At 73.5% G+C, this 23,701-nt stretch carries 20 protein-coding genes; 9 read left to right on the top strand and 11 right to left on the bottom strand.

The genetic code is table 11. The features are described from left to right. Nucleotides 1-18: 18 nt before the first annotated feature. Both ABH925_RS16630 and ABH925_RS16625 read left to right on the top strand, forming a co-directional pair. A complete protein-coding gene (locus tag ABH925_RS16630) occupies nt 19-402 on the top strand; it encodes a DUF2752 domain-containing protein (RefSeq protein ID WP_370148602.1) in 384 nt (127 codons plus the stop codon). 88 nt (nt 403-490) lie between these two features. Continuing rightward, nucleotides 491-1,207, top strand: a complete 717-nt coding sequence (locus ABH925_RS16625; protein ID WP_370148600.1) for an RDD family protein — start codon at nt 491-493, stop codon at nt 1,205-1,207. 75 nt (nt 1,208-1,282) lie between these two features. Here ABH925_RS16625 and purH read toward each other — a convergent pair whose 3' ends face one another. Next, nucleotides 1,283-2,866: a bifunctional phosphoribosylaminoimidazolecarboxamide formyltransferase/IMP cyclohydrolase gene (purH, locus tag ABH925_RS16620; RefSeq protein WP_370148599.1), complete on the bottom strand. Its 1,584-nt coding sequence runs from the start codon at nt 2,864-2,866 to the stop codon at nt 1,283-1,285. A gap of 100 nt (nt 2,867-2,966) precedes the next feature. Then, entirely contained in the window at nt 2,967-3,635 is a 669-nt protein-coding gene (purN, locus tag ABH925_RS16615) for a phosphoribosylglycinamide formyltransferase (protein ID WP_370148598.1), read from the bottom strand. A gap of 353 nt (nt 3,636-3,988) precedes the next feature. On the opposite strand from purN, the gene ABH925_RS16610 reads away from it, so the two are divergent. After that, nucleotides 3,989-4,699, top strand: coding sequence for a hypothetical protein (locus tag ABH925_RS16610; protein ID WP_370148597.1), 711 nt, complete (start codon nt 3,989-3,991; stop codon nt 4,697-4,699). Here the strand turns inward: ABH925_RS16610 and ABH925_RS16605 are convergent. Continuing rightward, a complete protein-coding gene (locus ABH925_RS16605; RefSeq protein WP_370148596.1) occupies nt 4,620-6,650 on the bottom strand; it encodes a DUF6350 family protein in 2,031 nt (676 codons plus the stop codon). The two genes, ABH925_RS16610 and ABH925_RS16605, sit on opposite strands and share 80 nt — an antisense overlap. A 78-nt stretch (nt 6,651-6,728) precedes the next feature. Here ABH925_RS16605 and ABH925_RS16600 point away from each other — a divergent pair, with 78 nt between their 5' ends. Then, nucleotides 6,729-7,940: a sigma factor-like helix-turn-helix DNA-binding protein gene (locus tag ABH925_RS16600; protein WP_370148595.1), complete on the top strand. Its 1,212-nt coding sequence runs from the start codon at nt 6,729-6,731 to the stop codon at nt 7,938-7,940. Nucleotides 7,941-8,115: 175 nt separating this feature from the next. On the opposite strand, the gene sucD is transcribed toward ABH925_RS16600, so the two are convergent. From sucD to ABH925_RS16580, 4 genes are all read right to left on the bottom strand, one after another. Further along, nucleotides 8,116-9,027, bottom strand: a complete 912-nt coding sequence (gene sucD, locus ABH925_RS16595; RefSeq protein ID WP_370148594.1) for a succinate--CoA ligase subunit alpha — start codon at nt 9,025-9,027, stop codon at nt 8,116-8,118. Between the two features lie 21 nt (nt 9,028-9,048). Beyond that, nucleotides 9,049-10,221, bottom strand: coding sequence for an ADP-forming succinate--CoA ligase subunit beta (gene sucC / locus ABH925_RS16590; RefSeq protein WP_370148592.1), 1,173 nt, complete (start codon nt 10,219-10,221; stop codon nt 9,049-9,051). A 397-nt stretch (nt 10,222-10,618) separates the two neighbouring features. Next, nucleotides 10,619-10,822, bottom strand: a complete 204-nt coding sequence (locus tag ABH925_RS16585; RefSeq protein ID WP_370148590.1) for a DUF397 domain-containing protein — start codon at nt 10,820-10,822, stop codon at nt 10,619-10,621. A gap of 4 nt (nt 10,823-10,826) precedes the next feature. Then, nucleotides 10,827-11,663 (bottom strand): helix-turn-helix domain-containing protein, encoded by an 837-nt coding sequence (locus tag ABH925_RS16580; RefSeq protein WP_370148589.1) that lies wholly within the window; start codon nt 11,661-11,663, stop codon nt 10,827-10,829. 417 nt (nt 11,664-12,080) lie between these two features. Here ABH925_RS16580 and ABH925_RS16575 point away from each other — a divergent pair, with 417 nt between their 5' ends. Further along, the gene (locus ABH925_RS16575; RefSeq protein ID WP_370148587.1) at nt 12,081-12,473 is read left to right on the top strand and encodes an ATP-binding protein; all 393 of its coding nucleotides are present in this window, start codon (nt 12,081-12,083) and stop codon (nt 12,471-12,473) included. Nucleotides 12,474-12,503: 30 nt separating this feature from the next. On the opposite strand, the gene ABH925_RS16570 is transcribed toward ABH925_RS16575, so the two are convergent. Genes ABH925_RS16570 through ABH925_RS16560 form a run of 3 tightly spaced genes read right to left on the bottom strand, consistent with a single transcriptional unit; the run spans nt 12,504 to nt 17,502 of the window. Continuing rightward, a complete protein-coding gene (locus tag ABH925_RS16570; protein WP_370148586.1) occupies nt 12,504-13,898 on the bottom strand; it encodes a VWA domain-containing protein in 1,395 nt (464 codons plus the stop codon). Next, complete coding sequence (locus ABH925_RS16565; protein WP_370148584.1) at nt 13,895-16,342, bottom strand: DUF5682 family protein; 2,448 nt, start codon at nt 16,340-16,342, stop codon at nt 13,895-13,897. Before ABH925_RS16565 ends, ABH925_RS16570 begins: the two co-directional genes overlap by 4 nt. Before the next feature lie 20 nt (nt 16,343-16,362). Next, entirely contained in the window at nt 16,363-17,502 is a 1,140-nt protein-coding gene (locus tag ABH925_RS16560) for an AAA family ATPase (RefSeq protein ID WP_370148582.1), read from the bottom strand. A gap of 261 nt (nt 17,503-17,763) precedes the next feature. Between ABH925_RS16560 and ABH925_RS16555 the strand changes: the two genes are divergently transcribed. Beyond that, complete coding sequence (locus ABH925_RS16555; RefSeq protein WP_370148581.1) at nt 17,764-19,185, top strand: SWIM zinc finger family protein; 1,422 nt, start codon at nt 17,764-17,766, stop codon at nt 19,183-19,185. 50 nt (nt 19,186-19,235) lie between these two features. Next, nucleotides 19,236-20,783 carry a DUF5691 domain-containing protein gene (locus tag ABH925_RS16550; RefSeq protein WP_370148580.1) on the top strand — a complete coding sequence of 516 codons (1,548 nt, stop codon included), beginning with the start codon at nt 19,236-19,238 and terminating at the stop codon, nt 20,781-20,783. Nucleotides 20,784-20,846: 63 nt separating this feature from the next. On the opposite strand, the gene ABH925_RS16545 is transcribed toward ABH925_RS16550, so the two are convergent. Further along, nucleotides 20,847-21,263 carry a cobalamin B12-binding domain-containing protein gene (locus ABH925_RS16545; protein WP_370148578.1) on the bottom strand — a complete coding sequence of 139 codons (417 nt, stop codon included), beginning with the start codon at nt 21,261-21,263 and terminating at the stop codon, nt 20,847-20,849. 216 nt (nt 21,264-21,479) lie between these two features. Here ABH925_RS16545 and ABH925_RS16540 point away from each other — a divergent pair, with 216 nt between their 5' ends. Then, nucleotides 21,480-22,241 (top strand): esterase/lipase family protein, encoded by a 762-nt coding sequence (locus ABH925_RS16540; protein ID WP_370148576.1) that lies wholly within the window; start codon nt 21,480-21,482, stop codon nt 22,239-22,241. Between the two features lie 91 nt (nt 22,242-22,332). Then, nucleotides 22,333-23,637, top strand: coding sequence for a peptidoglycan DD-metalloendopeptidase family protein (locus ABH925_RS16535; RefSeq protein ID WP_370148574.1), 1,305 nt, complete (start codon nt 22,333-22,335; stop codon nt 23,635-23,637). Nucleotides 23,638-23,701: the final 64 nt, after the last annotated feature.

Here is a 23,701-nt window from a genome sequence, read left to right as displayed (position 1 = left end):
GGGAGCAGCAACGGGGCCGTGGTCCCCGGGTACGCCCGGGGGCGGATCAGGCCTGTCCTGCTCCGGGGCGGGGCCGCCGCGCTGGCGGCACTGGCGGCCGCGGCGGTGCACTCGACGCACGACCCGGGGGTGGTCTGTCCGTTCCGGCTGCTGACCGGGATCCCGTGCCCGGTCTGCGGGAGCACCACGCTCTTCATCGACCTGGGCCAGGGGCGTCCGGTCGCCGCACTGCTGGCGAACCCGGTCACCGCAGTGGCCGGACTCGCGCTGCTCCTGGGCCCGTTGGGCGTGGAGCAGCGCTGGCGCGCACTACCGAAGCAGGCCCGGGTCGGCGTGCTGCTGACGGCGGCGGCACTGTCCTGGCTCTGGCAGTTGCGTCGATTGGGATTACTCCCGTACTGACCGTCATACCGCTCCGATAATCTCACCGAGCTCGCACCATCACCGTGGTGTTGTCCCATCAGTCCATTCCCTGTCCGGAGGAAAGCGCATGAGTTACCCGCCAGACCCCAACAACCCCTATGGCCAGCCGCAGCAGCCCGCACAGCCCGGCTACGGCTACCCGCAGCAGCCGCCGGCCCAGCCGCAGTACGGCTACCCGCAGCAGCCCCCGGCCGGCGCGCCGCAGGACGCCTACGGCCAGCAGGCCGCTTACGGCTACCCGCAGCAGCCGCCGGCGGCGGCGCCGGGCTACGGCTACCCGGCCGACCCCTACGGCAACGCGGGCTACGTGCAGAACGCCTACGCGAGCTGGGGTTCGCGGGTCGCGGCCTACATCGTCGACGCGATCATCATCGGTCTGGTCCCGGGCATCCTGTACGGCATCGGTATCGCGATGGCCGCCTCCACCATCACCTACACCACCGACCCGGCGACCGGGGTGCAGATCCCGCAGAGCAGCGGCGGCTCCGCGTTCGGCATCATCTTCATCCTGCTCGGCGCGCTGCTGGCGCTGGGTCTCGGGCTGTGGCTGTGCTACCAGGAGGGCACCACCGGCCAGACCCCCGGCAAGAAGATGGTCAACATCCGTCTGGTGCGCGAGATCGACGGCCAGCCGCTGGGCTTCGGCATGGCCGTCGTCCGGAAGATCTGCCACGTCCTCGACGGCTTCGTCTGCTACCTGGGCTTCCTGTGGCCGCTCTGGGACGCCAAGAAGCAGACCTTCGCCGACAAGGTGATGAACACCGTGGTCGTCAAGGCCCAGTAGTAGTCCGGCACACAGAGGCCCGCCGTCCGTGCGCAACGGGCGGCGGGCCTCTGTGCTTTCTGGCTGGTCCGGGCCTCAGTGGAAGAAGTGCCGGGTGCCGGTCAGGTACATCGTCACGCCGGCCGCCTTCGCGGCCTCGATCACCAGCTCGTCGCGGACCGAGCCGCCGGGCTGCACCACGGCCTTGACGCCGGCCGCGATCAGCACCTCCAGGCCGTCCGGGAACGGGAAGAAGGCGTCCGAGGCGGCGTACGAGCCGTCCGCGCGCTCCCCCGCCCGCTCGACCGCGAGCTTCGCCGAGTCCACCCGGTTCACCTGGCCCATGCCGACGCCGACCGAGGCGCCGCCCGAAGCCAGCAGGATCGCGTTGGACTTGACGGCCCGGCAGGCCCGCCAGGCGAAGGACAGCTCGGCGAGCTGCTCCGGGTTCAGCGCCTCGCCGGTGGCCAGGGTCCAGGTCGACGGGTCGTCACCGGCCGCGTCGATCCGGTCCGCCTGCTGCAGCAGCACGCCGCCGGTGACCGCGCGGGTCTCCACCGCCGAGGCGCTGGGGGTGCCGCGCAGCACCCGGATGTTCTTCTTGCGGGCCAGCACCTCGACCGCGCCGTCCGCGTACGAGGGGGCGAAGACGACCTCGGTGAAGATCGGCGCGATCTGCTCGGCCAGCTCCACGGTGACCTCGCGGTTCACCGCGATGACGCCGCCGTACGCCGAGACCGGGTCGCAGGCGTGGGCCTTGCGGTGCGCCTCGACGACGTCCGCGCCGACCGCGATGCCGCAGGGGTTGGCGTGCTTGATGATGGCGACGCAGGGCTCCACCTGGTCGTACGCGGCGCGGATCGCGGCGTCGGTGTCGGCGTAGTTGTTGTAGGACATCTCCTTGCCGTGCAGCTGCTCGGCCGCCGCCAGGCCGGTGCCGCTGCCGTCCAGGTAGAGCGCGGCGGCCTGGTGCGGGTTCTCGCCGTAGCGCAGCACGCTCTCGCGCTCCCAGGTCGCGCCGAGGAACGCCGGGAACTGCTCCTCGTCGGCGGGGGCGTACTCACCGGCGAACCAGGACGCCACCGCCACGTCGTAGGCGGCGGTGTGGGCGAAGGCCTCGCCGGCCAGCCGCTTGCGGGTGGCCAGGTCGAATCCGCCGGCCGCCACCGCGGCGAGCACGTCCGGGTAGCGGGCCGGAGCGGTGACCACGGCGACCGAGGGGTGGTTCTTGGCGGCGGCGCGGACCATGCTCGGGCCGCCGATGTCGATCTGCTCGACGCACTCGTCGGCGCTCGCGCCGGAGGCGACGGTGGCCTTGAACGGGTAGAGGTTCACCACCACCAGGTCGAACGGGGCCACACCGAGCTCCTCCAGCTGCGCCCGGTGCGAGGGCAGCCGCAGATCGGCGAGGATGCCGGCATGGACCCGCGGGTGCAGCGTCTTGACCCGGCCGTCCAGGCACTCGGGGAAGCCGGTCAGCTCCTCGACCGGAGTGACCGGGACGCCTGCGGCGGCGATCCGCGCGGCGGTGGAGCCGGTGGACACGAGCTCGACGCCGGCCGCGTGCAGGCCCTGGGCCAGCTCCTCCAGCCCGGTCTTGTCGTAGACGCTGACGAGGGCGCGACGGAGCGGCCTGATGTCCTCGGAGGCGGGCGCGGGCTGGTTGCTGCCGGAGCTCATTGCCGAATTCCTTCGTTGTGGTGGTGACTGCGGGTCAGGAGGTCTGCGGATCAGGAAGTCTGGAGTTCAGGGGATCGGGACCGGCGGACCGGGCCGGTCGTCAGGTGGAGAACAGCACGCGGCGGCCCTGGACCCGGTGGCCCTCGCGGGCGAGCCGGCCCACGGCCTCGACCAGCAGCCCGCGCTCGACCGTCTTGATGCGCTCGTGCAGCGCCTCGCCGTCGTCCTCGTAGTCGGCGTCGCGGACCTCGACCACCCCCTGGGCGATGATCGGACCGGTGTCGACGCCCTCGTCCACCAGGTGGACGGTGCAGCCGGTGACCTTGACGCCGTACGCGAGGGCGTCCTTGACGCCGTGCGCGCCGGGGAAGGAGGGGAGCAGCGCGGGGTGGGTGTTGACGATGCGTCCTTCGAACCGGCGCATGAAGTCGCCGCCGAGGATCTTCATGAAGCCGGCCGACACCACCAGGTCGGGGGCGTAGCCGGCGGTGGTCCCGGTGAGCTGCGCGTCCCAGTCGGTGCGCTCGGGGAAGTCCTTCACCCGGTGCACGAAGGTGGGGATCCCGGCCGCCTCGGCCCGCTCCAGTCCGGCGATGGCGTCCCGGTCCGCGCCCACCGCCACGATCCTCGCGCCGTAGGCCGGGTCCGCACAGGCCTCGATCAGCGCCTGCAGATTGGTCCCGGAACCGGAGATCAGCACCACCAGGCGAGCCGGGCTGGGTGCGGCCGGATAGTCCTGTTCCCGGGACTGGGGCGGCGGGTACGCCAAAACTCGGTCCTCCGTCGTACGGGCGCGGCCGTCCGTCGGCGTCGTCAGTCCTGCACGCGCGAGGGCGAGGGCCGGGCTCTCTGGGTGGTCGGCGCGGGGTGTCATCTCGTGACCGGCATCCGCGTCAGCCGAAGGGGGCTCTCGGCGGCGCCGGGAGCCGACCAGGAACCCTGGGCGGGCGCCGGTCGTCAGCAACGATACCGGCAGCGGCACAGGGCCTCGCACTCCTGGTCGACGATCATGGGGTGGGGGCGAGCCACGGCGGGGTACGGGGTGAGAGGGTGTCCCTCAGAAGGACTCTGCCGGAGCAGTCAGGCGGGCGAACGTCCACAGTCAGGAGTACGGCGAAGACCATGGTCCAGAAATCGGACAGCGGCACACCCTCCGAGGGCCCCCGCGACCCCTTCGCCCCGCCGCCCAAGGACGCCCCCGACCGCCCCTGGCAGCCCCGGGGCCGAGCCACGGAGCCGCCGCACGGCCGGCGGCAGCCCGAGGACGGCGACCAGGGATCCGAGGACCGTCCGGAAGGCGGGCGGCCGGCCGGGCCTCCTGTCGTGCCGCCGCCGCACCCGTGGGGCCCCGGCTACCAGGGCCAGCAGCCGCCGCGCTTCCCGTCCCCGCCGCAGGGCCCCCGCTTCGACCCGAGCGACCCGGTACAGCGCCGGGCCAGGTACGCGCTGCTGAGCGGCATGTGGGGGATCTTCTTCCTGATCCTCGGCGTGCCCTACGTCACGCTGCTGCTGGCGTCGCTGGCGCTGTACTGGTCGATCAGCTCACTGCGCGGCAAAGCCAAGACACCGCCGCCGCCGACCACCGGCGCACCCTCGGGGTACACCCCCGGCTACCCGACGTACCCGACCAGGCCGCAGGTGCCCGCGGCCCTGGGCGGGCTGGTCGCGGCCGTGGTGGGGCTGGCGCTGGTGGCCACCACCTTCGGGGTGCAGCTCTACTACAAGAGCTACTACGACTGCCAGGCGAACGCGCTCACCAAGGCCGCCTACTCGAACTGCGCCACCAGCGTGACGCCGCAGCCTCCGAAGTGGCTCGTCCAGCTCGGCGGCTGAACCAGGCGGTACGGGGGCGGAACCGGTCGAGACGGCCGGTCCGGTCCAGTCCGCCGGACAGACCGTGGCGGCCGGGGCCGGGTTCGGGCGCGAAGTCGAGATAGAGGTCGAGGTCGAGATCCTCGTCCGAGCCCCGGTCGAAGCCCTCTCCGAAGGTGCGGCCAGAGCCGTCGCCAGGGCCGTGACGGAAGCCCCGGCCGGATCGCGGCCCGGGACGGCGGCCGAGGCTCAGTGCCAGGCCCCACCCGGATTCCCGCCGTCCGGCGTGGTCGGCGTCGTCGCCGGCTGAGGGATCACCTGCGGGATCGACGCCCAGGCCGTGGGCGAAGTCGACGCCCCCGCCGGGGACGGCCCACTCGCTCTCGCCGCCCAGCCCCTCCCCGCTCCACGCCTCGCCGCTCCACGCCTGCCGGCTCAGCCCTCGGACGTAGAGCCAGCGCACCAGCAGGGCGCCCGGGACGCCGACCGAGGCCCAGGCCAGCACGGCCACCCCGGTCCACCAGGGCGGGGGACCGACCTGGGCCAGCGCCGCCGTGCCCAGGGTTCCGCCCGCCGCGTCCGCGCCCAGCATCGCCAGCGCCGCCGCCCCGACGGCGGCAGCCAGGGCGACCTCGGCGGTGTCCAGCAGGCCCCAGCGCCCCCGCATCTCGGTACCGGCCGCCGCCCGCCCGACCAGCAGGGCCAGCACGACCGGCACGACCACCGGCGCCGCCAGGGCCGCCATCCCGAGCAGTGGCCGTCCCGGCCCCGGCAGCGCCGCCAGCAGCGGAAACGCCGGCGTGGTGACGTCCGCTGCGCCGAGTGGCCCGAACTGGCCGCCGAGGGCGAAGCCCGGTCCCAGCGCATAGGCGGCGGCCCAGACCGCCGCGTTCGGCAACAGCGCGGCACAGAGCAGCAGCAGCGCGGTGCGCCCGGCGAGATCGGGAGCCAGCTGCGCGGCAGTGGTCCCGGCGGCGCCGAAGTGCGCCACCAGCGAGACCACCAGCACCAGCGCACCCGCTCCCAGCAGCGCCGCAGCGGAGGCCAGCGCCGCCCGCAGCGCGACGCCCCCGCCACCGGCCACCCGCAGCACGGCCCGCATCCGCAGCACCCCCGGCCGATGCAGCACCCCTGGCAGGCGCAGCAGGTCCGGTCGGCGCAGCGCGTCCGGCAGGCGCAGACCGCCTGGCAGGCGCAGGCCGTCCGGCAGGCGGTACCGGCGCCAGTCCGGAACGGCGAATCCCCAGGCACCCGCGCCGACCCGTACGCCCAGCGCCGCGACCGGCACTGCGGCCAGGGCCACCCGGCCGAGCGCGGCAGGCGGATCGACCGCCAGCTCCCCCGCCGTCGCCGCCACCGCGACCAGCAGCAGAGCCGCCAGCAGGTAGCCGCCGGCCACTGCGAACACCGCCGACAGCAGCGGCCGGGCGCCGCCCGCGCCCCACGCCGCAGGTACTGGCGCCCGCTCCTCCAACCCCGGCTCGTCCCGATCCGGGCCTTCCCGATCCGAGCCTTCCCGATCCGAGCCCTCGCGCTCCGAGCCCTCCCGCTGTGAGCCCTCCCGCTGTGAGCCCTCGCGCTCCGGCCCGGCGAACTCCCGCTCACCCGCCGGCTCGGCGGCCCGCTGCCCCGCCCGAACCCCGGCCCGGTACAGCGGCACCAGCGCCAGCGCGGTGACCAGCAGCGGCGCCAGCGCGACCGGCACCGCCCCGCCCTGCGTGGCGAGCCGGGTCAGCTCCGCGCCCTGGGCCAGCAGCCAGACGCAGGCGGCGAGCTGCACCACGCTGCCCGCGCCGCCCTCGACGTACGGCGTCACCATCCACAGCAGGAATACCGGCACGGCCACCCCGGCCAGCCCTACGCCCGCCGCCGTCGCCCCACTGACCAGCGCGGATCGCGCCGCCGGCGAGGCAGCTCCGACGGCCGACCGCCAGGCCGCCACCGGTCGCAACCGCTCCATCAAGAAAGCCATGCCCCACCATGCTCCGGCCCACCACCCGTTACGCCTAACGACATGGCAGTTGTCCCGTTTCGCCCTAACAATTCATATATGCCACTCATCGGGCCAGCCGGTCAGCAGCGCGGCACCACCGCCGTCATCGATCACGGTGCCCCCCTCCCCGACCGGCCCGAGGCCTCGTCCGCGAGTTTCGACGCCTTCTACCGCACCGCCGCCGCCCGGCTGACGCAGCAGACCTTCCTGGTCACCGGCCACCGGCACCGCGCGGTCCACTGCGTCCGCCGCGCCTTCCAGCTCGCCTGGACGCACTGGGACGAGGTGTCCGCCGACCTGTCGCCGGAGGGCTGGGTCCGCAGCACGGCATTCGGCCTGGCGCTCTCGCCCTGGCGGCCCACCGTGCTGCACAGCGCCGCCGACCACGGAACCCGACTCACCGACGACGACCACGCGCTGCTGCGTGCCCTGCAACGACTGCCGCGCGCCCAGCGCCGCGCGCTGGTCCTGCACGACGCGGTGGGGCTGACCTGGAAGCAGACGGCGGCGGAGGTCGAGTCCAGCACCCCGGCCGCGTACGGGCGGGTGGTGCGGGCCCGGCTCGCGATGGCCCGGCTCGCGCCGACGGTCGCCGGGCCGAACGCGCGCGAACGCGGTTTCGGGCGCCGGCTGGGAACGCTGCTGCGCCACGCCGCCGTACGCGGCTGCCCGGTGGACGGCTGCCCGGTGGCCACGCCGGTCCGGGTCCAGCACCGGGCCCGGCTGCACGACGGTGGGGTGACCACGGCCGCGGGGCTACTCAGCATCGCGGCGACCGCCGGGGTGGTCGCCGCGCTGGTGTGGGGGGTGCCCTGGCACCGGCCGAGTGCGGGCCCGGCGAGCACGGTCCGCCCGCCGCAGACCAGCGCCGCGCCGGTCATCGCCCCGTCGTCCGCACCCGTCGCGGCATCAGGGCCCGACGGACCGAGGCCGCCGGGAAGGACCGTGGACACGCTCCCTTTTCGGGGAGGCCGGCCGCTGGCCGGCCTACCGGCGGCACTCCAGGCCGGGCCGGCCGTACCCGAAGGCCGCACGGCACGACCCACACCCGCCTGGCCGGTCCTGGTCCAGTCGGCCCTGAGCCCGTCGCCCCCGGGCACACCGCTGCCGGGCAGAGCGGGTCCGGGAACCCCGGCCCCGGGAACAGCGGGCTCCGGCCCGGAGGCCTCGGGCCCGGCGGTCAGGCCGCACATGCCGCACAGCACCCCGCTGCCGCCGGCGTCCTGCGAGCTCTTCGCGCTCCCCTGCGGCCGGCCGCACCCCCACTGACCGGCGCCCCCTGACCGTCGGGCCGCCGCCTTCGCGCGGGAACGCCGACAGGGGCGCGGTGAACCGCACGACCCGCCCCTCCGAGGAGGTGACTGGTCGGCGGTTCCCCGCGCCCCTGTCGAGCCGCAGCGCCTCCGGCAAGCCTCTGCCGAGTGGCGGTGGCGGCGTCGGAGCCTTACTTGGCGATCAGCTCGCGCGCCAGGCGGGCGGTCTCGGACGGCGTCTTGCCGACCTTGACACCGGCGGCCTCCAGGGCCTCCTTCTTCGCCTGCGCCGTGCCGGAGGAGCCGGAGACGATGGCGCCGGCGTGGCCCATGGTCTTGCCCTCGGGCGCGGTGAAGCCGGCCACGTAGCCGACGACCGGCTTGGTGATGTGCTCGGCGATGTACGCCGCCGCACGCTCCTCCGCGTCGCCGCCGATCTCGCCGATCATCACGATCAGGTCGGTGTCGGCGTCGTCCTGGAAGGCCTGCAGGGCGTCGATGTGAGTGGTGCCGATGATCGGGTCGCCACCGATGCCGACGGCGGACGAGAAGCCGATGTCGCGCAGCTCGTACATCATCTGGTAGGTCAGCGTGCCGGACTTCGACACCAGGCCGATGCGGCCCGGCTTGGTGATGTCGCCCGGGATGATGCCGGCGTTGGACTGGCCGGGGGTGATCAGGCCGGGGCAGTTCGGGCCGATGATCCGGGTCTTGTTGCCCTTCTCGCCCGCGTAGGCCCAGAAGGACGCCGAGTCGTGCACGGCGATGCCCTCGGTGATCACGACGGCCAGGCCGATCTCGGCGTCGATCGCCTCGGTGACGGCGGCCTTGGCGAAGGCCGGCGGCACGAAGATGACGGAGACGTCGGCGCCGGTCTTCTCGATCGCCTCGGCGACCGAACCGAACACCGGAACCTCGACGGAAGTCGAGTCGCCCGTCTCCGACGGGACGTCAAAGTCGACCGTGGTGCCGGCCTTGCGCGGGTTGACGCCGCCGACGATGTTGGTGCCGTCGGCGAGCATGAGGCGGGTGTGCTTCATGCCGGTGGCGCCGGTCATCCCCTGGACGATGACCTTGCTGTCCTTGGTGAGGAAGATAGCCATGGTTGTTGGAGTCCTCGTCCCTTACTTCGCTGCCAGCTCGGCGGCCTTGTCGGCCGCGTCGTCCATGGTGTCCACGCGCTGCACCAGCGGGTGGTTGGCGTCAGACAGGATCTTGCGACCCAGCTCCGCGTTGTTGCCGTCCAGACGGACGACCAGGGGCTTGTTGACGTCCTCACCCTTGGACTTGAGCAGCTCCAGGGCCTGGACGATGCCGTTGGCGACCTCGTCACAGGCGGTGATGCCACCGAAGACGTTGACGAACACGGACTTGACGTCCGGGTCGCCGAGGATGATCTCCAGGCCGTTCGCCATGACCTCGGCGGACGCGCCGCCGCCGATGTCCAGGAAGTTGGCGGGCTTGACGTTGTTGTGCTTCTCGCCGGCGTAGGCGACGACGTCCAGGGTGCTCATGACGAGACCCGCGCCGTTGCCGATGATGCCGACCTCGCCCTCGAGCTTGACGTAGTTCAGGCCCTTGGCCTTCGCCTTCGCCTCGAGCGGGTTGGCCGCCGCGTGGTCCACCAGCGCCTCGTGCTCGGGCTGGCGGAAGTCGGCGTTCTCGTCCAGCGAGACCTTGCCGTCAAGCGCGACGATCTTGCCCTCGCCGGTCTTGACCAGCGGGTTCACCTCGACGAGGAGCGCGTCCTCGGCGATGAAGACCTTCCACAGGCTCTTCAGGACCTCGACGATCTGGTCCGCGACGTCGGCCGGGAACTTCGCGGCCTCGACGATCTCGCGGGCCTTGGCGTCGGTGCAGCCCTCGTTGGCGTCGACCGGGATCTTGGCGAGCGCCTCGGGCTTCTCGACCGCGACGACCTCGATCTCCACGCCGCCCTCGACCGAGGCCATGGCCAGGAAGGTGCGGTTGGTGCGGTCGAGCAGGAAGGAGACGTAGTACTCCTCCTTGATGTCGGCCGTCTGGGCGAGCATCACCTTGTGGACCGTGTGGCCCTTGATGTCCATGCCCAGAATGGCCTCGGCCTTGGCGACCGCGTCCGCCGGGTCGGAGGCCAGCTTCACGCCGCCGGCCTTACCGCGGCCACCGACCTTGACCTGCGCCTTGACGACCGCGCGGCCGCCCCATCCCTCAGCGATCGCCCGCGCTTCCTCAGCGCTTTCGATGACTGCACCGCCCAGCACCGGTACACCGTGCTTGGCGAAGATGTCCCTCGCCTGGTATTCGAACAGGTCCACGCGCGTCCGTCCTTGTGATCGCGACTTCGGAGGTGGTCGGTCACGGAAGGGCCGGCCACTCCTATCTTCCCAGCGTGCCGCCCGAAAAGTCGCCGCTGTGGCCGTCGTGGCAGGCGGTACGCGGGCCCACATGGGTCTCGCGTCCAGCGCCATCGCTACGGGGAGCACACGGCCTGGCGTCAGACGGGCAGGCATGTCCGCCTTGCAGGCTATCCCCGTACGACGTGCGTGTTTCACCCTGGGCCGGGCTGGACCCGGTGATAACCATCACAACGGGCGTGTCGCCTCACCCGCCAGGTCACTCCGGCAAACGGGTGACAACAGCCGGGGGCGCCCACCATGGCAACCGCGAGAACACCGCCCCTCTTCTCCCTGGCCCGCACCCCCGCCCGCGTCGTCAGCGGTCGAATTCGCCGCGCTTCGCGCCGTCGAGGAAGCATGCCCACTCGTCGGCGGTGTAGACGTGTGCGGGCTTGTCCCGATCCTTGGAGTCGCGCAGCGCCACCGCGCCGCCACTCAGGAACGCGACCTCGACACAGCCGTTGGCCGCGTCACTCGCGCTCGCCTTGAACCACCGTGCCCGGCTGAGTTCCTGCTCCACGGGCTCACCACTCCTCTGCTGCCGCCAGGATGAATCGCTTGGACTCGTCGCAGTCGAGGGAGTCCGCCACCAGCCGGCCGAAGGTCAGCGCCGCCTGCCGGACCTCGCAGGGCCGTTCCAGGTAGAGGTTTCCACCCGCTCCCTCGACATAGACCACCCCAGGGTCTGCCTCGTCCGAGAACTCGATCAGGGTGAACATGCCGGAGAGCGAGACATGGGCGCCCCTGTCGAACGGCAGTACCTGAATCGTTACCGTAGCCCGGTCTGCCAGTTCCGCCATAGCCCGCAGCTGACCGGCCATCACTTCTCGGCCGCCCACCGGCCGCCGCAGCACCGCCTCGTCCAGCACCGCCCGTAACCGGAGCGGCTCCGGCCCGCGGGCGAGCAGCCGCTGCCGGGTGGTGCGCAGCGCGACCAGACGTTCCACCTGTTCGGGAGCGGCGTCCGGATGTCCCACGCGCAGCAGGGCACGGGCGTAGGGCTCGGTCTGCAGCAGCCCCGGGACCACAGCCAGTGCATAGGTGCACAGTCGCGCGGCCTCCGCCTCAAGGCCCACGAATGTCTCGAACCCGCTGGGCAGCACGTCGTCGAAGCCGCTCCACCAACCGTCGAGCCGGGCTTCGCGGTTCAGCTGCAGCAGGGCCTGCCGGGACTCCCCGGCGACGACGCCGTAGAGGTCCAGCATGGCCCGTACGTCCAGCTGGCGCGCCTTCATCTTCCCGGTCTCGATCCGGCTGATCTTGGTGTCCGAGCACTCCAGCTCGCGGGCCGCCGCCTCGATCGTCAGCCCCGCCGCCTGGCGCAGCCGGCGCAGTTCCACGCCGAGCCGGCGCCTGCGCACGGTAGGACTGTGCACTGCGCTCATCCCCCACCCACTTCGTCCGGGCCTCTCCGCCTGGTCTCCGCTTGTCGACCGACCCCGTGGGGGAGCGCGTAACTCCCAAGTGCTTCCGGAAATCGCAGCCGTTTGTCGCGAATCCCACGGAGTAACTTGCCTTTCTAACCTTACTCAGGGACCGTTTCAGGAGTAACGGTGCACGCACAGACCGTAGCGACGTCGAGCGCGGACCGCTGAGACCCTGCTTCGCACGACTGCTTCAGAAGCGGATGCTCGATGCACAGCGCACGTCATCGCGTTCAGGACCGGGACGATCACAGCACCCGGAACGCAGGAGGCGTCGAGGGACCGGTCGAGGACCCCCCTCCCCCTCCCGCCGCGTCCCGCGGCAACCTGGGTTCGGCTCGCAGCAGCTGGCCGATGGACCGTCAGGCCGCCGCGACCTTCCCCGGCGTACCGGAGTCCGTCGCCACGGCGCGCCGGTTCGTCCGGATCACGGCAGCGATGTGGCGGCTGTCCGGGGAGACCCTGGCCGACGCCGAGCTGTGCATGTCCGAGCTGGTCTGCAACGCGGTCACCCACACCGACAGCCGGCGGGTGCACTGCCGGTTGTGGAGCGCCCGGGGCGTGCTGTTCCTGGAGGTGGACGACGAGGACCGGCGCGACCTGCCGCAGCTGGAGAGCGCCGACGAGGACGACGAGCACGGCCGCGGCATGTTGCTGATCGACACCTTCGCCACCGCGTGGGGCGCGGTGCCCCGGACCGGCGACGGCGGCAAGACCGTGTGGGCCGCGCTGGAACTCCCCCGTTAGGTCTCGGGCCGCGTCAGGTCTCGGGCCATGTCAGGTCTCGGGTACGGGCAGCGGCTGCTTCTGGATCGCGGCGGCCATGACCTCGGGGAACAGGTCCGGAGTGCAGGCGAAGGCGGGTGCGCCGAGGGCGGCGAGGGCGGCGGCGTGGGTGCGGTCGTAACTGGGCGCACCGTCGTCGGAGAGCGCGAGCAGTGCGATGAACTGCACGCCGGCGCTCTTCATCGCGGCCACCCGCTTGAGCATCTCGTCGCGGATGCCGCCCTCGTAGAGGTCGCTGATCAGGACCACGACGGTGTCAGCCGGGCGGGTGATCCTGGACTGGCAGTACGCGAGCGCGCGGTTGATGTCGGTGCCGCCGCCGAGCTGGACCCCGAAGAGCACGTCCACCGGGTCGGTGAGCTGGTCGGTGAGGTCGACGACGGCGGTGTCGAAGACGACCAGACGGGTGTGCAGTGAGTGCATCGAGGCGAGGACCGCGCCGAAGACCGAGGAGTGGACCACCGAGGCGGCCATCGACCCGGACTGGTCGATGCACAGGATGACGTCCTTCTTCACCGCGTGCTGCGCCCGTGCGTAGCCGACCAGGCGCTCGGGGACGACGGTGCCGTGGCTGCGCTCGCCCTCGGGGGGAAGGTAGTTCCTGAGGTTGGCACGGATGGTGCGGTCCCAGTCGATGTCACGGTGCCGGGGCCGGTTGACCCGGGCGCTGCGGTCCAGGGCGCCGCCCACCAGCGAACGGGTCCTGGTCGCGATGCGCCGCTCCAGGTCGGTGACGACCGCGCGGACCACGGCGCGGGCGGTCTCCCTGGTGGTCTCCGGCAGCGCCTTGCCGAGCGAGATCAGCGTCCCGACCAGGTGGACGTCGGGCTCGACCGCCGCCAGCATCTCGGGCTCCAGCAGCAGGCGGGCCAGCCCCAGCCGTTCGATGGCGTCCTGCTGCATCAACTGGACGACGCTGGTCGGGAAGTACTCGCGGATGTCGCCGAGCCAGCGGGCGACCTGCGGCGCGGAGCCGCCGAGGCCGGCGCCGCGCGGGCTGCGGCGGTCCGCGCCGTTGCCGGAGTCGCCCCGGTAGAGCGCGGACAGCGCGCGGTCCATCGCGGCCTCCCGTCCGACCAGCCGGCAGCCGGTGCCGTCGGCGTCGCCACCCAGCACCAGGCGCCAGCGACGCAGCCGCTCGTCCGCGCTACCCGCGGAGGCGCTGCCCGCAGGAGCGCTGCCCGGAGAGGCGCCGGCGGTGGGGGCGTTGGCCGTGGAAGCGGTGGCGGTGGGTCCGACGGCGGTGGAGTCGGTGGCGGTGGCCATGGAGGCCCCGGTGGTGGAGACGGTTGCAGTGGGGTCGGTGGCGGTGGGTCCGGCGGCGGTGGAGTCGGTGGCGGTCGAGGCGTTGGGGGCGGTTGCGGTGGCGGCGGCGGTGCTGGTCATTGGTGAACCTCCGTCAGGCCGAGCAGGAGTGCGGCGGTGGTGCGGGCGGCTCCGGCGCGGGCCGGGTCGGCGCGGGTGCCGAAACCGGAGCGGTCGGCGCCGTGCGCCGGGTCGGGGCCGGCCGCGCCGGAGGCGGCGCTGGCGCCGGCCAGGCTCACGCCGGGGCCGCCCCGGCCGACCGTGCCGTTGCGGATCCGCTCGCCGACGGTGCGCCGGACGCCGGGCTCGAAGCCGGCGAAAGTCCGCCGGAGCAGCGGCAGCACGTCCGGGAAGGCGTCCTCGGGGACCGAGCCGATCCAGTCGTCGACCAGGCCGAGCAGTCGGGTGTCGTGGACCAGCAGCATTCCGCCGCCGGCCAGGAAGCCCTCGATCCAGCCGGCCCCCTCCGCGGGCGGTGTCACCGGTGACAGCGTCAGCCGCATCTGCCGCGCGGCCTCGTCGAGATCCCAGCGGTCGTCGTCGAGCAGCAGCCGGGCCGCGCGGCCCCGCAGCAGCCCGGGGATGGTGTCCCGGGCGGCCAGGGCCCGCAACGCCGCCGCCCAGCGTTCCCGCAGCTCCGATTCCGCGACCCCGGTCTCCAGCAGGCCGATGGCACTGTGGGTGGCGCCGAGATGGGCGGCCATCGCGGCGGCACCGTCCCGGTCCAGGCCGTTGCAGGCGGGCGGCAGCCCCACGCAGATGCGCACGGCCAGGCCCTCGGCGAGTTCCCGCAGGGCGTCCGAGTCGGTGCCCCTGACGTCCCCGTACCGCAGCGAGCGGACCAGGGCCGGCAGCGCCTCGGCCAGGTGGGCGACGTCCGCGTCCAGCGCGGCCCGGTCGGCGAGCGCCTGGAGCACCGTGGGCAGCGCTTCGGGCAGATCCGCCAGCAGGCAGGCCTCGGCCAGGGCGGTGACCTCGCCCAGCGTTCCCGCGTGCGCGGCCCGGTCCCGGGCCCGCGCGGCGGCGGCGCCGGCCACCGTGGTGCCCCAGATCCCGGCCTCGGCGACGGAGACGGCGAGCTCGGGCTCCCAGCGCAGCCGCCAGCTCTCCCGGAAGGTGCCGGTGGAGCCACCGCGCGCGGCGGCGGGCCGACCCCAGTGGACGCCGAGCAGGGCCAGCCGGTGCAGCAGCCGGCTGCGCGCGGCGTCGTTCTCCTTGCGCAGGTCGAGGTCGAGCTCGCGTTCGGCCGCCTCGGGTCGCAACCGCAGCGAGCGCTGAAGCCGGGTCAGGTCCCGCTGCAGCGGGACGGTGGGGGCCTCGTCCGGCACCTCGCCGAGCACGTCACCCACCACCAGCCGGTCCTGGACCAGAGCCAGCGGTACGTCCGAACCGTCGCACATGACGGACCGCACGGCGTCAAGGGTCTCGTCGAGGCCGGGCAGCGGGCGCCCGCGCACGGCGGCGAGGGTCTCGGCGAGCCGCACCGCCTCGATGACGTGCGCGGAGGAGACCCCGAAGTCCTCCTCGCGCAGCAGCGCCGCGACCCGGGTCATCCAGTGCGCGAGGCTGTGCTCGGAACCGTCGAACAGGTGCTGGTACCAGCCGGGCGAGGCGATGCCGGCGCCGTAGCCGGTGTGCTGGGACAGCCGGCGGTGGGTCCAGGGCACCCAGGTCATCTCGACCTTGACCTTGGGCAGCCCCTTGAGCAGCGCGTCGTCCTCGGCGACCGGGCGCTTCGCCGCCAGCGCCGGGACATGCCAGGCGCCGCAGACCACTGCGATGCGCCGGTACCCGGCCCGCCGCGCGGCCCGCAACTGCCGCCGCATGTACGCCTCGCGGCGGGCGTCAGTGTCCCCGGCCCGGTCGCGGTCGCGGTCGTCCGATTCGTCACCGTCGGCTGCGTCACTGCGCGCGGTTGGGGAGCGCAGCTCGGTCATGGCCTCGGCGATGGCCCGGAACGGGGCGAGCGCGTCCTGCGCCGCGTCGGGCAGCCGGTGCTCGACCGCGTCGTCCCACCACTGCTCCGGGTCCTCGTGGCCGGCCGCCCGGGCCAGTTCGGCGATCGGGTCGAGCCGCAGCTCCGACTCGCGGTCCTGGGCGGCGACCCCGGGCCCGGCAAGCGCGAAGGTGTGGGCGGCCGGCAGGTCGATGAAGCGGACCGGCAGCTCGTGGTCCAGCGCGTGACGCAGCGCCACCCACTCCGGTGAGAAGGAGGCGAAGGGCCAGAACGCGGCGTGCGCGGGCTCGTCCAGCACATGGCCCAGCAGGGCCACCGGCGGCACCATGTCCTTGTGCTCGGCCAGCCCGAGCAGCCCGTCGGCCTCGGGCGGGCCCTCGATCAGCACGATGTCGGGACGGTACTGCCGCAGTGCCGCGCCCACCGCCCTCGCCGAACCGGGCCCGTGGTGCCGGATGCCCAGCAGCACCGTGTCCGGCACTGCGGCGTCCTGCACTGCGGCTCCCGGCACGGCCGGGCCGGTTTCAGATGCCTGGTCTGTCAACTCGTCACACCCCCTGTCGTCCATCTGGCTGGTCGTCACGCCGGTCAGCGCTGGGCGGCGTCACGGCAGCTGCGGTAGAAGTCCTTCCAGTCGTCCCGTTCGCGCACCACGCTCTCCAGGTACTCGTGCCACACCTGCCGGTCCGCGGCCGGGTCGCGGACCACCGCGCCGAGCAGTCCCGAGGCCACGTCCGCAGGGCGCAGCACGCCGTCGCCGAAGTGCGCGGCCAGCGCGAGCCCGCTGGTGACGACGGAGATCGCCTCGGCGGTGGAGAGGCTCCCGGAGGGCGACTTGACCTTCGTCCGGCCGTCGCCGGTCACCCCGTCGCGCAGCTCACGGAAGACCGTGACGACCCGTCGGATCTCGGCGGACCCGCTGGGCACCTCCGGCAGCTCCAGCGACCGGCCCAGCTCGCCGACCCGGCGGGCGACGATCGCCACCTCCTCCTCCAGGCTGGCCGGCAGCGGCAGCACCACCGTGTTGAACCGGCGGCGCAGCGCGCTGGACAGCTCGTTGACGCCGCGGTCGCGGTCGTTGGCGGTGGCGATCAGGTTGAAGCCGCGCACGGCCTGCACCTCCTCGCCCAGCTCGGGTATCGGCAGGGTCTTCTCGGAGAGGATGGTGATCAGGGTGTCCTGGACGTCGGCCGGGATCCGGGTCAGCTCCTCCACCCGCGCGGTCCGGCCCTCGGCCATCGCCCGCATCACCGGGCTGGGCACGAGCGCGCCCCGGCTCGGCCCCTCGGCCAGCAGCCGGGCGTAGTTCCAGCCGTAGCGGATCGCCTCCTCCGGAGTGCCGGCGGTGCCCTGGACCAGCAGGGTGGAGTCGCCGCTGACGGCGGCGGCGAGATGCTCGGACACCCACGTCTTCGCGGTGCCGGGGACGCCGAGCAGCAGCAGCGCGCGGTCGGTGGCGAGCGTGGTGACGGCGACCTCCACGATCCGGCGCGGACCCACGTACTTGGGCGTGATCACGGTGCCGTCGGGCAGGGTGCCGCCGAGCAGGTAGGTCGCCACCGCCCACGGCGACAGCAACCAGCGGGCGGGGCGGGGACGGTCGTCGGCGGCCGCGAGCGCGGCCAGCTCCCCCGCGTACGCGGTCTCGGCGTGCGGCCGCAGCGGCTCCGTCCCGACCGGGACGGTGTCGGTGGTGGCGCCGGTGTCGGTCGTGGTGGTCGCGGCCATGCGGGCTCCTCGGGACGGGGAAGGTAGGGGGACTCGTGCGGTGGACGGCGCGGGCGGACGGCGCGGCGGTCGGGCCCGGCGGACGCTGGACGCGCGGGCTCGACGGGCATCACGGCGACGCCCCGGATGCCGGGCGCCGCTTGCTGGTGCCACTCTGCACCCGACCACTGACAATTCCTCAGCACCGGCTCTGAGCTGGGACGATGGACGCGTCGCGGTCGGCCGGGCGGATTGTCAGTGGCCCGGTCTACCGTCGTCGGCATGGAGGATCGCTGGACACTCGAACACGTACTCTCACTCGCTCCCGACGCACCCTCGCGCAAGGCCGCGACCAAACTCTCCGCCCCGGCGCCCTGGTCGGGCACCGGCTCCGACGACACCGCCGTCTGGGGCGAGTGCAAGGGCAGCGGCAGCACGCCCTACCGCACCGTTGTCGACCTCACCGGCCCGGCCTACCAGTGCAGTTGCCCCAGTCGCAAGTTCCCGTGCAAGCACGCGCTGGCGCTGCTGCTGCGCTGGTCCGGACAGGAGACCGGGCCCGCGACCGGACCTGCGAGCAGCCAGGCGAACGGGCAGGTCGAGATCCCGGAGTGGGCCGGCGCCTGGCTGCAGGCCCGTCGGGGCCGGGCCGAGCTCCAGGCGGCCAAGTCCGCCGAGCCGACCGGGGCCACCGAGGCGTCCGACGAGCGGGACGAGCCCGCGCGGCAGGCCGCCGCCCGGCGCCTCGCGCGCCGCTCGGCCCGGGTCGCGAGCGGTGCCGCCGAGCTGCAGACCCGGCTCGCCGACCAGCTGCGGGCCGGTCTGGCGGACGCCCCGGCCCAGGGCTACGCGGCATGGAGCGCGGTCGCCGCCCGGATGGTCGACGCCCAGGCGCCCGGACTCGCCTCCCGCGCCCGCGAGCTGGGCGCGCTCCCGGGCTCCGGCGCGGGCTGGCCGTCCCGGCTGCTGGAGGAGTACGGCCTGCTGCACCTGCTCACCTCCGGCTACCAGCGCATCGACAGCCTGCCCGAGCCGCTCGCGGCGACGGTCAGGGCCCGGGTCGGCTTCACCGTGGACGCCGCCGAGGTGCTGCGCGGGCCGCTGGTCCGGGACCGCTGGCTGGTCCTCGGCGTCCGCGACACCGCCGACGAGCGGCTGACCACCCGCCGGCTCTGGCTGCGCGGCGGCGACACCGGGCACACCGCACTGCTGCTCGCCTTCGGCCGCCCGGGTCAGGCACCCGACCTCGCGCTGCCGACCGGGATGCTGCTCGACGCCGAGCTGGCGTTCCACCCCGGTGCGCGGCCGCTGCGGGCCGCGCTCGGCACCCGCTTCGCGGCCCCGGCAGCACCCGGCGCCGCCGAGGCGGTGCCGCCCGGACTGCGCCTGGACGCCGCGCTGGAGGCCTACGGCCTGGCCCTCGGCGACGACCCCTGGCTGGAGTCCTGGCCGGTGGTGCTCGACCAGGTGGTGCCCACGCCGACCGATCACGGCTGGGAACTCGCCGACCACGACGCGGCCCAGCCGCAGTCGATACCGGTGGACCGCCGCGCCAGCTCCGACGCCGGCCTGTGGCGGCTCGCCGCCGTATCCGGCGGCCGTCCGCTGACGGTCTTCGGCGAGGTCGGCCACCGCGGCTTCACCCCGGTCACCGCCTGGTACCCGGACGCGGCCCGTACCCGCGCGCTCGGGCTCGCCCGGTGACCACCCCTCAGGCTCCGCTCTCGGCCCACGAAACGCTCGGGAGGACTCCCGTGAACCAATCGCCCTCGGCAATCCTCAGCTGGCCGGAACTCGTCACCACCGCACTGCTCGGTACCGACCGGCGCCCCCTTCCCGGCCCCGACGCGGCTGCCACCCTGCTGGCGCAGGCAGCCCTGCGGGCCGTCGAACGGAGGGCCGGGCTGTGTCCCGGCCCGGCCGCGCCACGCCCGCCGCTGGCCCCCGAGGACCACCGCGAGCCCCTGCCGGACGGCGCCCGACGCCGGCTGGCCATGCTGCTCCCGGACCGCGGCAGCGCGGCCAGCGGCGGGGTGGCGAGTGGCGGAGCGGTGGGTGGCGCCGGCAATCTCGCCAACATCAACGAACTGCTCCCGCAGTGGCTGGCCGCCGCGCACCGGCAGGGCTACCGGGTCCCGGCCGACCTGGTCCCGCCGCTGCTGGACGCCGCCCGAGCCCGCAGCGAACTGCGCGCCGACGCGGTGGCCCTGGCCGGCCCGCTGGGCCACTGGCTCGCCGAGCGCAACCCGGACTGGCGCTACGCCCTGCGAACCCCTCTGGACAGCGACAGTGCCGAGGCCGACCCGGTGCTCTGGGCCGAGGGCCTGTTCGCCGAGCGGGTCACCCAGCTCACCCGGCTGCGCCGCCAGGACCCGGACGCGGCACGGGAACTGCTGCGGGCGACCTGGTCCGCGGAGCGCGCCGAGGACCGGCTGCTCTTCCTGGACGCGCTGCAGGAACGCCTGTCCCTCGCGGACGAGCCCTTCCTGGAGTCGGCGCTGAACGACCGCTCCAAGAACGTGCGGCTCACCGCCGCGGAACTGCTGTCCACACTCCCGGGCTCCGCCCTGGCCCAGCGGATGGCTCAGCGCGCCCGCGCCGCCGTCCGCCTGGTCGGCACCGCGGACGGGCCCCGGCTCAGCGTCCATCCGCCGACCGGCTGCGATGCGGCGGCGCAGCGCGACGGCATCGCGGCCACCTCGCCCACCGGCCGCGCGGAGCGGGCCTTCTGGCTGGGGGAGATCATCGCCGCGACGCCGCTGGAGCTCTGGGCCACCGACTTCGGCCCGCCGGACGCGGTGCTGGCGCTACCGGTCTCCGACAACTGGCGCAGCGAACTGCGCGAGGGCTGGACCCGGGCCGCCACCCGCCAGAACGACGCGGGCTGGGCGCGGGCGCTGCTGGGCGCGCCGGACGCCGCCGCGGAGACGCCCGGAGCGGGAGCGGCCAAACTGCTCACCGTGCTGCCCCCGGACGAACGGGCCGAGTGGACCGCGGGCTTCGTGGACACCCATGGCCTGGTCTGGGCCTTCCAGCTGCTGGTCGCCTGCCCTGCGCCGTGGACCGCCCCGCTGGGTGACGCGGTGCTGCGGGCGCTGGCGGGGGCCGCCCGGAGCGGCGGCAGTTACCCGTGGAACTACAACGGGGTGCTGGGTGTCGCCGAGCGGGCCCTGGCCCCCCACGCGGCCCCCGAACTGGACCGCCTCGCGGCGGACGCCGACTCGGCCTGGGCCGAGATGTTCACCCGCCTTGCCGCCACCCTGCGGCTGCGCGCCACCATGTTCGAGGAACTCGGCCGATGACCCGCCGCCACGGCGACGGGGACGAGGGCAACGAGGACGACGACCGCAGCGACGATGCGATGCCTACGGACGCGACGCCGGCGTGCGGAGGTGGCTCTCGACCCAGCTGACCACGTCGCGGGTGGTCGTACCGGGGGTGAAGATCTCGGCGACGCCGAGTTCCTTCAGCAGCGGGATGTCGCCGTCCGGGATGATCCCGCCGCCGAACACCGTGATGTCCGCCGCGTCGCGCTCCTTCAGCAGCTGCACCACCTTGGCGCAGAGGGTCATGTGCGCGCCGGAGAGGATCGACAGGCCGATGCCGTCCGCGTCCTCCTGGATCGCGGTGTCCACGATCTGCTCGGGCGTCTGGTGCAGGCCGGTGTAGATGACCTCCATACCGGCGTCACGCAGCGCGCGGGCGATCACCTTCGCACCGCGGTCGTGGCCGTCCAGTCCCGGCTTGGCCACCACCACGCGGATCGGTCCGGACACGCCCATCGTTGCCTCCAGCTCTCAGCGCGAGCGGCCCGACGCTGGACCGCCCGCCCCTACGTTAACCGGCGTTCTCATCCGGTGGACGAACGCTATCGCCACAATGACCCAAACACCGTTTCACTGACCCAGGCGAGGGGAGAATCACACCGGAACATACGTTCACTGCGTGTTGGACCCAGCCCCGCTCCGTCGCCACGCACCGACGGTGGGGGGCCACTCGTGAGCCATTCGTTCTGTCGCGCCGCCGTGGCCGCGAGCATCGAGGCCGCCGCACTCGCCGGTCACCTGCTGCTCTACCCGACCGGCATCCGGTCCGAGCGCTGGCCACTCCCGGCCGCCGACTGCGAGCACCGGACGCACGCGCCCGTGCTGTTGCTCCACGGCCTGTTCGACAACCGCGCCGTCTTCACCCAGTTGCGCCGTTCGCTCCGCGGCCACGGCTGGCAGCATGTGCACGCCCTCAACTACAGCCCGGTGACGGTGGACATCCCCAGCGCCGCCGAACTGCTGGGCCGCCATGTGCTGCACACCCGCAAGGTGTACGGCGGCGAGCGGGTGGCCGTCGTCGGGCACAGCCTGGGCGGGCTGATCGCGCGGTACTACGTCCAGCACCTCGACGGGGCCGAGCATGTGCACACCGTGGTCACCATCGCCACGCCGCACGAGGGCACCCGGTTGGCGGGGTTGCTGCGCCCGCTCCCCATCGCCCGTCAACTCCAGCCGGACAGCAGCGTGTTCGCCCGGCTGCGCGCCCCCGCACCGAACTGCGACACCCGCTTTGTCGCGTTCTGGGGTGATCTTGACCCGTTGATCCTGCCCCGGACCGGTGCCCAGCTGCTCCACCCCGACCTCCGCGCGGAGAACGTGCTGGTAGCGGGCTCGGGCCATGTCACCCTGCCCCTGCATCCGCTGGTGATCCGGGGCGTCAGGGACGCGCTGTCGACCCCGCCTTGGGAGCGTCGAACGGCAATCGCCTCGTAGGCGGATAAATCACGCAGGAGATTGTGGCCGGTCCGTTGCGGGAGATACAGTCACGGTCACTTTCCTACTGTCGAGGTGGATTGGGATTCCTGTGGTGGACACCACCTGGTACGGCGGCTACTACACAGAGCCGTCCGCCCAGCAGACCCAGCAGTGGGCCACCGCGCCGATCCCCCAGGCCGCCTACGACCCGTACGCGCAGCACGACGTGCATCTCCCGTACCCGCCGCTCGACCCCTACGCGACGCCGACGTACGAGCCCTATCCGGCGTACCAGCAGCACCCGCAGCAGGAGCAGTACTACGGGCAGCCCTACGCGGAGCAGCAGTACCCACAACAGCCGTACGGGGAACAGCACTACGCGGGCCAGCCGTACGCGGAGCACCCGCATCCGCCGTACGCGGAGCAGGCCCACTACGGCGCCTACCCGCACGAGGCTCCCTTCGCGGAACTGGCGTACCAGCCAGAGCCCGCGTCCGGTCACGACCTCGACGGCGACCGCGCCGACCACACCGAATACGCCGACCACGCGTTCGACGACGACCGCACCCACGACCCGGACCCGGCCCTCGACGCCCTCGCAGGCGTCGACGCGGACCCGGACGCGGAGCACGCCCCGGCGGAGCACGACCCGCTGCCGCCCCGCGAGTCGGCCGACCCCGAAGACGCCGTCACCGGCGAACCCGCCGTCCCCGGTGGCCGCGCCGCCGCCCGCGCGGCGCGGTCACGCCCGAGCCGGCGCCGCTCGACCATCCTGGCCATCGCCGTCCCCTCGGTGGCGCTGCTCGGCATCGCCGGCGCGGCAGCCGCCGGACTCGCGCCGATCAGCAGCGCGCACACCCGCCCCGTCGCCTCCGGCCCCTCGGCCGCCGACCGGAAGGCCCAGGCGCTCGCCGCCGCGCAGGCCACCGCGGCGGCCCAGCAGGCCAGCCGGGACCAGGCGCGTCAGGCCCTGGCCCTGAGTACCGCCGCCGCCAAGAAGAAGGCCGCCGAGGCCCCCCGCTACGTCCTGCCGATCACCGAACACACCGGCCTCAGCGCGCTGTTCGGCCAGGCCGGTACGCACTGGATGCAGCTGCACACCGGCATCGACTTCCCGGTCAGCACCGGCACCGAGGTGCACGCGGTCATGGACGGTGTGGTCTCGACCAAGTGGAACCCCTTCTACGGGAACATGCTGATGGTCACCGCGTCGGACGGCACGGTGACCTGGTACTGCCATCTCAGCGCCTACAGGATCCGCACCGGTCCGGTGAAGGCGGGCGACATCGTGGCCTACTCCGGCGACACCGGGAACTCCACCGGCCCGCACCTGCACTTCGAGGTGCACCCCAACGGGGGCCCGGCCATCGACCCGCTCCCCTGGCTCCTCTCCCACGGCCTCGACCCCCGCTGAGAGACTGCGTTCTCCCCGCCGCGGCGCATCGCCCGCCGCAGCCTCCGACAGCGCTGCGGCGGGT

Source organism: Streptacidiphilus sp. EB129 (assembly GCF_041262645.1).
Lineage (GTDB): Bacteria > Actinomycetota > Actinomycetes > Streptomycetales > Streptomycetaceae > Streptacidiphilus.
This window is presented reverse-complemented; position numbering and strand designations above follow the sequence as displayed.